This is a genomic window from Pseudomonas sp. S1(2024) (genome assembly GCF_046557535.1).
Genome location: NZ_JBKGFP010000070.1, coordinates 26277 through 38150, shown reverse-complemented (window position 1 = coordinate 38150; position 11874 = coordinate 26277). Strand labels below are relative to the sequence as shown.

Sequence of the window (11874 nt, the reverse complement as noted above, 5' to 3'; positions counted from 1 at the left end):
GGCGTGAACGGGTTACTATACCGTGGCTTGCCGACTGATCGAGAGTTTCCCATGCCTGTTCTTCCCTGGTCCGCCATCGATACCGTCCTGCTGGACATGGATGGCACCCTGCTCGACCTGCATTACGACAACCGCTTCTGGCTGGACCACCTGCCCCAGCGCTATGCGCAGCTGCACGGGGTGAGCCGGGCCATGGCGGAAATGGAACTGCAGCCGCTGTTCGAACGCAATGCCGGCACGCTTAACTGGTATTGCCTGGACTTCTGGAGCCGCGAACTGCGGCTGCCGATCCGTGAGCTGAAACAGGAAATCGCCGACCTGATCGCCCTGCGCCCGGATGCCGACACTTTCCTTGCCGCGATCCGCGACGCGGGCAAGCGCGTGGTGATGATCACCAATGCGCACCGGGATTCGCTGTCACTGAAGCTGGAGCGGGTGGAGCTGGCGCCTTACTTCGAACGGCTGATCAGCTCGCATGACTACGGCTACCCGAAAGAAAGCCCGCAGTTCTGGGATGCATTGCAGGCGGACATAGGCTTTGAACCGGAGCGCAGCCTGTTTATCGATGACACCCTGGCGATTCTGCGCAGTGCGCGACGGTTTGGCGTGGGGCATCTGCTGGCGGTGCGCCAGCCGGATAGCCAGGCAGGGCCGCGGGATACCGAAGAGTTTGCGGCGGTCGAGGATTACCGGGAGCTATTGGTCGGCCTGTGAGGCCCCATTCGCGGGCATGCCCGCTCCCACAGGTACAGCGCCACATTCACGGCTGGCGCTGTACCTGTGGGAGCGGGCGAGCCCGCGAAGAGGCCGGTACAGGCTGCAGAGATCAGTCAGGAATACGCAACACCTGCCCCGGATAGATCTTGTCCGGGTGCTTGAGCATCGGTTTGTTGGCCTCGAAGATCTTCTGGTACTTGTTGGGGTCGCCATACACCTTCTTCGAAATGGCGCTCAACGTATCACCCTTCTCCACCGTCACGAACCGCGCGGCCTGGGCCACCGGCCCGGTCACGGTGATCTGGTCGTCGACACTGGCAACGCCTGCGACGTTACCCGCCGCCAGGATGATCTTCTCCTTCTCCTCCTGGCTGGCCACCTCACCCTTGAGGATGATCGTGTCTCCCTCTACAGTGGCCGTGATATTCGGGTTGCCCAGGCCGACACTTTCCACGTGTTTCTTCAGTTGCTCTTCGGCATTGGCATTGCCGGGGGTCAGCAGGTCGATCAACTTCTCGCCCGCTTCCTTGACGAAACTGAACAAGCTCATAACGCTCCCCTTGTTGACGAAACCTCGGACACAGCAGTCTAGGCCAGCTTTTCCCCTGGCGCCCCATGCGACCAATCGACGCGGTCTATCAAGGCATAGACCCTAGCGATTAGACGCCGCCGGCCCGCACGCCTAGGCTTGTGCTATCTGAAAGTTGCCGATAGTCCGATGAACAGTCAGCCCCGATGAACAGCAAGCCTCCGGTCTGCGCGGCCTCATCGCCCTTGACCATGCCCGCCGCCAGCAACACCTACGATTACGTCCAGCTCAACGATGCCAGACGCGACAGCACGCCCCTGGCCGAAGAAGTGGCCCTGGCCATTGCCTACAACGGCCTGAACCAGGCGGTGATGCTGGTCAGCCCCACCGACCTGGAAGACTTCGCCGTCGGCTTCAGTGTCGGCAGCGGCATAGTCGAAGGCACAACGGAAATCTACGACCTGAAACTCTCCGGCAGCGGCTCGGCAATGTACGCCGACCTGGAGATTTCCAGCCGTGCGTTCTGGAACCTGAAAAACCAACGCCGCCAGTTGGCCGGCACCAGTGGTTGCGGCCTGTGCGGGGTCGAAGCGCTGGAGCAGGCACTGCCAGAGCTGGCCAAGCTGCCTGGCGCACCTTTGCCACCCGCGCAATGGTTGGTCGGCCTGCGTGAGCGCATCGATGCCTTCCAGCCCCTCGGCCAGCACTGCGGCGCGGTGCATGCGGCGCTGTTCATGGACCGCCACGGCGAACTGCTGCTCGGCCGCGAAGACATCGGCCGGCACAACGCCCTCGACAAGCTGATCGGCGCCTTGCTGCGCCAAGGCATCGACAGCCAGGGTGGCCTGGCCATCGTCACCAGCCGCTGCAGCCTGGAGCTGATCCAGAAGGTGCTGCGGGCCGGTATCCAGACCCTGGTCAGCCTGTCGGCGCCCACCGGCCTTGCCCTGCAATGGGCGCGCAAGCACAACCTCAACCTTATCCATCTGCCCAAGCACAGCGCACCGCGGGTCTACAGCCCAGCGGCGGAGTCGTAACAGTCGTGACCTCGTACCAACACCTCCCGGACAACGCCCCAGCCTCCTCCCCTCGCTACAAGCCCTACCACGGCCCCGCCGGTGGTTGGGGCGCGCTGCGCAGCGTGGCCAAGGCCTGGGTTGGCAGCGATAACGCGCTGAAGAACATTCGCGCGCTGCTCAAGACCAACCAGAACGGCGGCTTCGATTGCCCCGGCTGCGCCTGGGGCGACTCGCCGGAAAGCGGCATGGTCAAGTTCTGCGAGAACGGTGCCAAGGCAGTGAACTGGGAGGCGACCAAGCGCCGCGTCGATGCCGCCTTTTTCGCCCGCTACAGCGTCACTTCGCTGCTGCAGCAGAGCGACTACTGGCTGGAGTACCAGGGGCGCCTGACCGAGCCGATGGTCTATGACGCGTCCAGCGACCGCTACCAGCCGATCAGCTGGGAAGCCGCCTTCACCCTGATCGCTCGCGAGTTGAACAAGCTGGCCAGCCCTGACCAGGCCGAGTTCTACACTTCGGGGCGCGCCAGCAACGAAGCAGCGTACCTGTACCAGCTGTTCGTGCGGGCCTACGGCACCAACAACTTCCCCGACTGCTCGAACATGTGCCACGAGGCCAGCGGCGTGGCCCTGGGGCAAAGCGTCGGGGTCGGCAAGGGCACCGTCACCTTCGACGACTTCGAGCACGCCGACGCGATTTTCGTCTGGGGCCAGAACCCCGGTACCAACCACCCGCGCATGCTCGACCCGCTGCGCGATGCGGTAAAGCGCGGTGCCCAGGTGGTGTGCATCAACCCGCTCAAGGAGCGTGGCCTGGAGCGCTTCCAGCACCCGCAGAACCCGCTGGAAATGCTGACCAACAGCGACCGGCCGACCAACACCGCATTCTTCCGCCCGGCCTTGGGCGGCGACATGGCGCTGCTACGCGGCATGGCCAAGTTCGTCCTGCAATGGGAACGCGAAGCCCAGGCCAACGGCGAACCGGCAGTCTTCGACCACGCCTTCATCGCCGAACATGGCCATGGCGTCGACGACTACCTGGCGGTAGTGGATGCCACCCCGTGGGAGCACATCCAGACCCAGTCCGGCCTGGCGCTGGCCGATGTCGAACTGGCCGCGCGCATGTACTGCCGTGGCAAGCGGGTGATCATGTGCTGGGCGATGGGCATTACTCAGCACCGCCACTCGGTGCCGACCATCCAGGAAATCGTCAACCTGCAGATGCTGCGCGGCAATATCGGCGTGCCAGGCGCAGGCCTGTGCCCGGTGCGTGGCCACAGCAACGTGCAGGGTGACCGCACCATGGGCATCAACGAGCGCCCGCCGGTGGCCCTGCTGGACGCCATCGAGCAGCGCTTCGGCTTCCCCGTGCCCCGGCACAATGGCCATAACACCGTCGAGGCGATCCACGCCATGCTCGACGGACGGGCCAAGGTATTTATCGGCCTGGGCGGCAACTTCGCCCAAGCCACGCCGGACACCGAGCGCACCGCCCAGGCACTGCGCAACTGCGAGCTGACCGTGCACATCAGCACCAAGCTCAACCGCAGCCACCTGGTGCACGGCAAGCAGGCACTGATCCTGCCGTGCCTGGGGCGCACTGACATCGACCTGCAGGCAGAAGGGCCACAGGCGGTAACGGTAGAGGACTCGTTCAGCATGGTCCACGCCTCCAATGGCCAGCTGAAGCCGCTGTCGACGCAGATGCGCTCGGAGCCGGCGGTCATCGCCGGTATCGCCGCCGCCACCCTGGGCAAGAAGCCCGTGGACTGGCACTGGCTGGTGGCTGACTACGACCGTATCCGCGAGCTGATCGGCGACACCATCGCCGGCTTCAGCGGCTTCAACCAGCGCCTGCGCGAGCCGGGCGGTTTCTACCTGGGCAACAGCGCCGCCAGCCGCGAATGGAATACCAGCAACGGCCGCGCGAACTTCAAGGCCAACCTGCTGCCCGACACGCTGCTCGACGAGCGTGTACGCGCCAGCGGCCAGGTGCCAGACCTGATCATGCAGTCGATGCGCTCGCACGATCAGTACAACACCACCATCTACGGCCTGGACGACCGCTACCGTGGCGTGCGTGGCCAGCGCGAGGTGCTGTTCGCCAACGAAGCCGACATCATCCGCCTGGGCTTCCAGCCGGGGCAGCAGGTCGACATCGTGTCGTTGTGGGGGGATGAGCATGTACGCCGCGTGCATGGCTTCACCCTGCTGGCATTCGACATCCCGGCCGGGCAGGCGGCGGCGTACTACCCGGAGGTGAACCCGCTGGTGCCGCTGGAAAGCATTGGCGATGGCAGCCATACGCCGACGTCGAAGTTCATTGCCATCAAACTGGAGCGTGCGCGGGACGACGGGCGCATCCTGTAGGAATGGTGTTGGCCCTTTCGCGGGCGTGACCGCGAAGAGGCCGGAAGCCGTGCCGCCAAAAACGAAAAAAGCCCTGTTCCATCAAGGTTCAGGGCTTCGTCATAAAGGTCTCAGACAGCGAAAAAACGATAAAGTTTCACAGTAAATACAGTAAGTTAGAGAATTGTGTACAACTCGTGTTACTCGTCGGATTTCCGTTGCCAGCCGCGCCTGTAAGGCTCAAAAATCGCCCCGTCATCCTAATGAGGCTCTCTTGATGAAGAAGTACTCCTCGATACTGTTGTTGTCTTTCAGCTTGCTCAGCGGCGTTGCCATGGCAGGCGGCACCACCGAGGCCGGCATTGGCGGCGCATTGGGTGGGGTACTGGGCTCCGTGGTGGGCAACTCCATCGGTGGTAGCACCGGCGGCGCCATTGGTGCCGGCCTGGGCGGCGCGGCTGGCGGTGCCTTGGGTGCCGACAAGCGTCAGCGTGGGGAAGCCGCAATCGGCGGCGCGCTGGGCGCAGCAGGCGGTAACGTGGTCGGCCGCTCCGTGGGCGGCACTACCGGTAGCTACATTGGCGCGGCAGCCGGCGGTGGTGCCGGTGGCGCACTGGGTAACTACATGGGTAAGGAGGCCGACAGAGACGATTACCACGAAGGCCGCCGTTACCGTCGTGGTTATGACGACGACCGCCGCCACTGGGACCGCGGCCATCATTACGGCCATCGCAAGCACAAGCGCCACTGGCGCGACTAACGCCTGAGGGCCCTGCCCCGGCAACAAAAGCCCCGCCCCTGCCAGCGGGGCTTTTTTATGCCTGCTGTTCCAGCACTACACCAGACAGGATCACCTGCAGCGTCTCTGGCAATGCCACTGGCCGGCCACTGGCGCGATCGATGAACACCTGCACCACCGTGCCTGCCGCACACGCCTCCGGCTCCCCTGGGCGGAACAGGGCCAGGCGGTACTCCACCGTACTGCCCGCCAGGCGCGTCACCCCCAGCCCCACTTCCAGTACATCCGGGAACCCTGGCAGCGCGTAGAAATCCGCCGCCGAACTGACCACGAAGGCCGCCAGCTCGCCGTCACGCAGGTCCAGTTCGGCCTGTTCGACGAGGAACGCTTGGATGGCGGTTTCGAAAAAGCCATGCACGGTGGCACCGGCGACGTGGCCATTCAGGTCATTGTCCTGGGGGCGAGTGAGGATGGGGTGGAAGTGGGAGAAGGCAGTGCGCTGAGGGGATTCGGTCATCTGGCTGGCTCTTGTCTTCGCAATGAATGCTGACAGTGAAACAGAAAAACCGGTTTCCCGCTGCTTGTGCCGGCCTCTTCGCGGGTCACGATCCTCTGTAGGAGCGGCCTTGTGTCGCGATGGGCCGCAATGCGGCCCCGGGGGTTTCAGCTTCCATGCCTGAATTGCCGGGGCTGCTTTGCAGCCCATCGCGACACAAGGCCGCTCCTACAAGAGACTGCACTCGCCGGGAATCAGAAAACAAAAAAGCCGCCCCAAGAGGCGGCTTTCTCGTTGCAGGCGGGTGCAGCTTACAGCTGCGGGCCAGCGGCCTTGATGGCGTCGGAAACTTCGAACTTCTTGAAGTTTTCGATGAACAGCTTGGCCAGGCCTTTGGCGGCCTCGTCGTAGGCAGCCTTGTCAGCCCAGTTGGTGCGCGGGTTGAGCAGCACGGTATCAACGCCTGGAACGGCCTTAGGCACGTCCAGGTTGATGATGTCCAGGTGCTCGGTTTCGGCACCGATCAGCGCGCCGCTCTGGATCGCAGCGATCACGGCACGGGTGGTCGGGATGCTGAAGCGCTTGCCAACGCCGTAGCCACCGCCGGTCCAGCCGGTGTTGACCAGGTAGACCTTCGAGTCGAAGCCCTTGATACGCTTGATCAGCAGCTCGGCGTATTCGCCAGCCGGGCGCGGGAAGAACGGGGCGCCGAAGCAGGTGGAGAAGGTCGACTTGATGCCGCTGCCCGAACCCATTTCGGTGGAACCGACCAGCGCGGTGTAGCCGGACAGGAAGTGGTAGGCCGCCTGCTCGTTGTTCAGGATCGAAACCGGCGGCAGTACACCAGTCAGGTCGCAGGTCAGGAAGATGACTGCGTTCGGCTCGCCGCCCAGGTTCGCTTCGGAACGCTTGGCAACGTGCTCCAGCGGGTAGGCCGCACGGCTGTTCTGGGTCAGGCTGACATCGGTGTAGTCGGCGTGCTTGTTGGCGTCGAGAACGACGTTTTCCAGCACGGCGCCATGCTTGATGGCTTTCCAGATGACCGGCTCGTTCTTCTCGGACAAGTCGATGCACTTGGCATAGCAGCCGCCTTCGATGTTGAAGACCACGCCCTCGCCCCAGCCGTGCTCGTCGTCACCGATCAGGTAACGGCTTTCGTCGGCCGACAGGGTGGTCTTGCCGGTGCCGGACAGGCCGAAGAACAGGGTTACATCGCCTGCTTCGCCGATGTTGGCGGCGCAGTGCATCGGCAGTACGTCGGCAGCCGGCAGCAGGAAGTTCTGTACCGAGAACATGGCTTTCTTCATTTCGCCGGCGTAGCGCATGCCAGCGATCAGAACCTTCTTCTGAGCGAAGTTGATGATCACGCAACCATCGGAGTTGGTGCCGTCACGCTCAGGCTCGCACACGAAGTTGGCGACGTTGAGGACCTGCCACTCGCCACGACCAGCCGGGTTGTACTGCTCCGGGTTGATGAACAGGCAACGACCGAACAGGTTCTGCCAGGCAGTCTGGGTGGTCATCTTCACCGGCAGGTAGTGCTCGGCGGCCGCCCCTACGTGAACGTAGGAAACGAAGTGATCCTGGGCGTTGTTGAACGCCTCGACGCGGTCCCACAGGGCATCGAACTTGTCGGCCGGGAACTTGCGGTTGATCGGGCCCCAGGCAATGGCATCCTGGGTGGAAGGTTCTTCGACGATGAAACGGTCAGCCGGCGAACGGCCTGTACGGTGACCAGTCTCCACGACCAGTGCGCCAGTATCGGCTAGTACGCCTTCACCGCGTTGCAGCGCTTCTTTTACCAGCTCATCGACGCTCAGGTCGGTGTACACGGTGTTTTTGGCTTGCGTCATGAGATACCCCATCCGGCCCGAGGCCGAGTGCTCCAAACGTTTTGTAGTTGTCTTGAAAAAACTACTACAGCGAAAAAAGTGGCCGGATTATGCCAGAAACGCCCAAAAAAAGTAGGCCCCTCCTGTCAGAACTGCGCTTTTGCGCAATTCGACAGGAGATTATCCTGTAGTTAAACGTTTCAGTGACGAGTTTCTGAGGCTACGTCAGTGCCGCCACCAGCAAACAGTTGCGCCACATCGCTGGCGTCGAAGAAATAGCGCTCGTTGCAGAACTGGCAATCGATCTCAACCTGCCCGCCGCATTCTTCCACCAGCGCCTTGGCATCGTGCTCGCCCAAACTGACCAGCGCATTGCCGGAACGTTCGCGAGAGCAGCTGCAGTTGAAGCGCAGCGGCTGGATATCGAACAAGCGCACAGCATCTTCGTGGTACAGGCGGTGCAACAGGGTTTCGTTGTCCAGCGCCCACTCATCGGCCTTGAGCGTGGTGGCCAATGCCACAACATGCTGCCAGCTTTCTTCACGCTCTTCATCGTCCGGCTGGCGATCGCGCGGCAGTTGCTGCAGCAGCAGGCCACGGGCCTTGCCGCCTTCGGCGTTGAGCCAGAAGCGCGTGTTGAGCTGTTGCGACTGGACGAAGTAGTTGGTGAAACACTCCGACAGGGTGGCGCCGTCGAGGTCGACAGTGCCCTGGTAGCGCTGGCCCTTGACCGGATCAATGGTCAGGGTCAGGTGGCCGTCAGGCATCAGCTGCGACAGGGTCGCATTCGCCGGGATCTGGTCCGCTTCGTAGCGGGCCATGCCACGGATGTCCCGGTCACCCGAACATTCGACCATCAACAGCGGGATCGGCCCTGCGGAACGCGCCTGCAGAATCAGCAGGCCGTCGAACTTCAGCGCCCCCACCAGCAAGGCGGTGGCGGCCATCAGCTCGCCCAGCAGTGCCTGCACCGGCTGCGGGTACTCATGACGCGCCAGCACCGCGGCGTAGCTGTCATCGAGAGACACCCACTCGCCGCGCACATCGCGCTCGTCGAAGATGAAACGTTGGGTGAAATCGGTATCAGGCAAGTCGCTCATAGGTTTTGGCTATCTGAAAAATGATGACAAAATGGTTACAAGGGTTGTCGGAAAACATGCGAGAACCCCGTGACAGAGCGCTCACAAGGCGCTCCGATTCCTGTTTGCAATAGAGGTATTTTATGGACAATCGACCACTGTTCCAAGCAAGGTGGTCCTGGGGGCCATTGGCAGCCTGTACGCTGCTTCCTATCGCTCTACTGTGTTTCTGGTTATGGCCCATTGGCCAGATCTTGTGCCTGACTTTCGACGAGTGGCTGTTCCACAGCCTGAATGCGCCGCTGGCCGACAACACCACCTGGCGCTACATCTGGACCGTCGGTAGCCTGCGCCCATTCGACATCGTCGTCGGCCTGATCCTTCTGGCAGTGCTTATCCGTGGCGACTGGGTGTTCAAGGCAACCCAGGTGCGCCAGGCCTTTTTCGGCTTCCTGGTCACGCTAATCCTCTTAGTGGTGATTCGCGCGCTGTTTTCCAAGTGGGTTGATGCAGCCGGCTGGCAGCACAAGAGCCCTTCGATGATGTTCGACGAGGTGGTGCACCTCAGCGACTACTATCCGAACCTGGAGGCGGTCTGGGAGCTCAAGGACCGTTCCAGCAAGAGTTTCCCGGGCGATCATGCCTCGGTGCTGCTGGTCTGGGCGCTGTTCATGAGCGTGTTCAGCCGCCGCCTGGTGCAGTACCTGGTGGTCTGGGGGTTGGCGGTTTTGTTCATGTTGCCGCGCCTGGTGGCCGGTGCCCACTGGGGGCAGGATGACTACATCGGCGGGCTGCTGATGGCGGTGCTGGCGTTGGGCTGGAGCTGCTATACGCCGCTGGCGGCCAAGGGAAGTGCGGTGCTGATGCGCTGGACGGCGCCGGTGTTCGCGATCGCGGCCAAGTTACCGTTGGTCGGGCGCTTGGCGGTGACCCGCTAGATCCTTGGGGCTACTGCGTAGCCCATCGCGGCACAAGGCCGCTCCTACAGGGGGGCGCAGGCCTCAGGCCTTGTGCTGGCTGCCGTGGCCTCATCGCCGGCAAGCCAGCTCCCACAGGGATTGCACAAGTTTCAGGGCTTGCGCAGTACCTGTGGGAGCTGGCTTGCCGGCGATGGGCCGAAAAGCGGCCCCGGCTATTCGAAGCTCCCATGCAACTGGTGAATCTGCCGCCGCTGCTTCTTGGTCGGCCGCCCATCGGTGGTCACGCCCATCGCCCCGGCCTTGCGCAGTTCCGCCGCCTGTTCACGCCGGCGCACGCTGTCCTCGGTCTCTTCGTACAACGTCTGCGCCTCTGGCGCCCCACGCCGCACCACCGACAGAGCCTTCACCACCACGGTGCGCTCGTCGAACCCGGTGCGCAGCACGAACTCGTCACCCACCCGCGGCTCCTTGCCCGGCTTGCAGCGCTCACCCCGGCAATGCACCTTGCCGCTCTCGATCGCCGCCTTGGCCAGCGCGCGAGTCTTGTAGAAGCGTGCCGCCCACAGCCATTTGTCCAGGCGGACCTTGTCGTCGTCTTCGGCTTTTTGTGCCATCCCGTTACCTCGAACGCTGTGTTTCATCGAACTGTACTACCGTAACGATCGGATGCAAAAAATCCCCGCCGTGCTTACAGTTCACCACCTCATCCGCAGGGTGCGTTTCGTGAAGACATTTGACCATTTGACTGTGATCGGCCTGCGCGAGTGGGTCGCCCTGCCCGACCTTGGCGTGGCCGGGCTGCGCGCCAAGATCGACACTGGTGCCAGCACCTCCAGCCTGCACGCCACCGAGGTGGAACCGTTCGAGCGCGACGGCCAGCCCTGGGTCCGCTTTACCGCACATCTTGGCTCGGTGGTGCAGTTGCGCCACCGCCGCTGCGAGGCACCGCTGGTGACCATGAAAACCATCAAGAGCTCCAACGGCCAGGCCCAGACCCGCTATGTCATCCGCACGTCACTGGCCCTGGGCGATGGTGTGTGGGAAGTGGAGTTCACCCTGGCCTGCCGCAAGAACATGCGTTATCGCCTGTTGCTGGGTTCCAAGGCCCTGATCCATGGTCAGCTGGTGGTCAACCCTGGCCTCAAATACGTACAAGACAAACCGGCCTTCCCGGCCACCCTTTCTACTGCCACAGGTGCTGCATGAAGATCGCTGTGCTGTCGCGCAATCCGCGTCTGTATTCCACCCGCCGCCTGGTCGAAGCCGGTACCCAGCGGGGCCACGAAATGGTGGTGATCGACACCCTGCGGGCCTACATGAACATTGCCAGCCACAAACCGCAGATCCACTACCGCGGCAAGCCGCTGGAAGGCTTCGACGCGGTGATCCCGCGCATCGGTGCATCGGTGACCTTCTATGGCTGCGCAGTGCTGCGCCAGTTCGAGATGATGGGTGTGTATCCGCTCAACGAGTCGGTAGCGATAGCCCGCTCCCGCGACAAGCTGCGTTCACTGCAATTGCTGTCGCGGCGCGGCATCGGCCTGCCGATTACCGGTTTCGCCCACTCGCCGGACGACATCCCCGACCTGATCCAGATGGTCAACGGCGCCCCGCTGGTGATCAAGGTACTGGAAGGTACACAGGGTATCGGCGTGGTGCTGTGCGAAACCACCAAGGCCGCCGAATCGGTGATCGAGGCGTTCATGGGGTTGAAGCAGAACATCATGGTGCAGGAATACATCAAGGAAGCGGGTGGCGCGGATATCCGCTGCTTCGTGGTCGGCGACAAGGTCATTGCGTCGATGAAGCGCCAGGCCAAGCCGGGCGAATTCCGCTCCAACCTGCACCGCGGTGGAGTGGCCAGCCTGATCAAGATCACCCCGGAAGAACGCATGACCGCCATTCGCGCGGCCAAGGTGATGGGCTTGAGTGTGGCGGGTGTGGATATCCTGCGCTCCAACCACGGGCCGCTGGTGATGGAGGTGAACTCGTCGCCGGGGCTGGAAGGCATCGAAGTGACCACCGGCAAGAACGTGGCCGGCATGATCATCGAGCATCTCGAGAAGAATGGCGGGCCTAATCAGACTCGGACCAAGGGTAAGGGCTGATTCAAGCCTGTACCGGCCCTATCGCCGGCAAGCCAGCTCCCACAGGATTACCACGACCTTCAGGCTTGTGGATTACCTGTGGGAGCT

Annotated in this window: 12 protein-coding genes; 7 read left to right on the top strand and 5 right to left on the bottom strand. The window is 62.8% G+C overall.

Translation table 11 applies throughout. The features are described 5' to 3' along the window. Positions 1 to 51: 51 nt before the first annotated feature. Entirely contained in the window at positions 52 to 714 is a 663-nt protein-coding gene (yrfG, locus tag ACLCGK_RS19210) for a GMP/IMP nucleotidase (protein ID WP_410952693.1), read from the top strand. A gap of 112 nt (positions 715 to 826) precedes the next feature. On the opposite strand, the gene lysM is transcribed toward yrfG, so the two are convergent. After that, on the bottom strand, positions 827 to 1267 hold the full coding sequence (gene lysM, locus ACLCGK_RS19205; protein WP_023661080.1) for a peptidoglycan-binding protein LysM: 441 nt from the start codon (positions 1265 to 1267) through the stop codon (positions 827 to 829). A gap of 185 nt (positions 1268 to 1452) precedes the next feature. On the opposite strand from lysM, the gene fdhD reads away from it, so the two are divergent. The 3 genes from fdhD (at position 1453) to ACLCGK_RS19190 (ending at position 5373) form a co-directional block, all read left to right on the top strand. Then, complete coding sequence (fdhD, locus tag ACLCGK_RS19200; protein WP_410952692.1) at positions 1453 to 2283, top strand: formate dehydrogenase accessory sulfurtransferase FdhD; 831 nt, start codon at positions 1453 to 1455, stop codon at positions 2281 to 2283. A 5-nt stretch (positions 2284 to 2288) separates the two neighbouring features. Next, positions 2289 to 4634, top strand: a complete 2346-nt coding sequence (locus ACLCGK_RS19195) for an FdhF/YdeP family oxidoreductase (protein ID WP_410952691.1) — start codon at positions 2289 to 2291, stop codon at positions 4632 to 4634. 256 nt (positions 4635 to 4890) lie between these two features. After that, positions 4891 to 5373 (top strand): glycine zipper domain-containing protein, encoded by a 483-nt coding sequence (locus tag ACLCGK_RS19190; RefSeq protein WP_025337335.1) that lies wholly within the window; start codon positions 4891 to 4893, stop codon positions 5371 to 5373. Positions 5374 to 5428: 55 nt separating this feature from the next. Here the strand turns inward: ACLCGK_RS19190 and ACLCGK_RS19185 are convergent, their stop codons facing one another. The 3 genes from ACLCGK_RS19185 to hslO all read right to left on the bottom strand — a co-directional run bounded on the left by ACLCGK_RS19185 (position 5429) and on the right by hslO (position 8780). After that, a complete protein-coding gene (locus tag ACLCGK_RS19185) occupies positions 5429 to 5869 on the bottom strand; it encodes an acyl-CoA thioesterase (RefSeq protein WP_410952690.1) in 441 nt (146 codons plus the stop codon). A gap of 290 nt (positions 5870 to 6159) precedes the next feature. Beyond that, positions 6160 to 7701, bottom strand: coding sequence for a phosphoenolpyruvate carboxykinase (locus tag ACLCGK_RS19180; RefSeq protein WP_013970460.1), 1542 nt, complete (start codon positions 7699 to 7701; stop codon positions 6160 to 6162). A 179-nt stretch (positions 7702 to 7880) separates the two neighbouring features. Then, positions 7881 to 8780 (bottom strand): Hsp33 family molecular chaperone HslO, encoded by a 900-nt coding sequence (hslO, locus tag ACLCGK_RS19175; RefSeq protein ID WP_013970459.1) that lies wholly within the window; start codon positions 8778 to 8780, stop codon positions 7881 to 7883. Positions 8781 to 8902: 122 nt separating this feature from the next. Here hslO and ACLCGK_RS19170 point away from each other — a divergent pair, with 122 nt between their 5' ends. Then, positions 8903 to 9697 carry a phosphatase PAP2 family protein gene (locus ACLCGK_RS19170; protein WP_410952689.1) on the top strand — a complete coding sequence of 265 codons (795 nt, stop codon included), beginning with the start codon at positions 8903 to 8905 and terminating at the stop codon, positions 9695 to 9697. A gap of 194 nt (positions 9698 to 9891) precedes the next feature. Here the strand turns inward: ACLCGK_RS19170 and ACLCGK_RS19165 are convergent, their stop codons facing one another. Then, positions 9892 to 10293, bottom strand: a complete 402-nt coding sequence (locus ACLCGK_RS19165) for an RNA-binding S4 domain-containing protein (protein ID WP_013970457.1) — start codon at positions 10291 to 10293, stop codon at positions 9892 to 9894. Between the two features lie 109 nt (positions 10294 to 10402). On the opposite strand from ACLCGK_RS19165, the gene ACLCGK_RS19160 reads away from it, so the two are divergent. Further along, entirely contained in the window at positions 10403 to 10885 is a 483-nt protein-coding gene (locus tag ACLCGK_RS19160) for an ATP-dependent zinc protease (protein ID WP_003257436.1), read from the top strand. Further along, positions 10882 to 11787: a 30S ribosomal protein S6--L-glutamate ligase gene (gene rimK, locus ACLCGK_RS19155; protein WP_015268602.1), complete on the top strand. Its 906-nt coding sequence runs from the start codon at positions 10882 to 10884 to the stop codon at positions 11785 to 11787. Before ACLCGK_RS19160 ends, rimK begins: the two co-directional genes overlap by 4 nt. Positions 11788 to 11874 lie beyond the last annotated feature (87 nt).

Excerpts from the sequence above, each read along its gene's own strand:
- ACLCGK_RS19190 (WP_025337335.1), top strand. The coding sequence starts at position 4,891 with ATGAAGAAGTACTCCTCGATACTGTTGTTGTCTTTCAGCTTGCTCAGC.
- ACLCGK_RS19165 (WP_013970457.1), bottom strand. The coding sequence starts at position 10,293 with ATGGCACAAAAAGCCGAAGACGACGACAAGGTCCGCCTGGACAAATGG.
- ACLCGK_RS19180 (WP_013970460.1), bottom strand. The coding sequence starts at position 7,701 with ATGACGCAAGCCAAAAACACCGTGTACACCGACCTGAGCGTCGATGAG.
- rimK (WP_015268602.1), top strand. The coding sequence starts at position 10,882 with ATGAAGATCGCTGTGCTGTCGCGCAATCCGCGTCTGTATTCCACCCGC.
- fdhD (WP_410952692.1), top strand. The coding sequence starts at position 1,453 with ATGAACAGCAAGCCTCCGGTCTGCGCGGCCTCATCGCCCTTGACCATG.
- yrfG (WP_410952693.1), top strand. The coding sequence starts at position 52 with ATGCCTGTTCTTCCCTGGTCCGCCATCGATACCGTCCTGCTGGACATG.
- ACLCGK_RS19185 (WP_410952690.1), bottom strand. The coding sequence starts at position 5,869 with ATGACCGAATCCCCTCAGCGCACTGCCTTCTCCCACTTCCACCCCATC.
- ACLCGK_RS19170 (WP_410952689.1), top strand. The coding sequence starts at position 8,903 with ATGGACAATCGACCACTGTTCCAAGCAAGGTGGTCCTGGGGGCCATTG.
- hslO (WP_013970459.1), bottom strand. The coding sequence starts at position 8,780 with ATGAGCGACTTGCCTGATACCGATTTCACCCAACGTTTCATCTTCGAC.
- lysM (WP_023661080.1), bottom strand. The coding sequence starts at position 1,267 with ATGAGCTTGTTCAGTTTCGTCAAGGAAGCGGGCGAGAAGTTGATCGAC.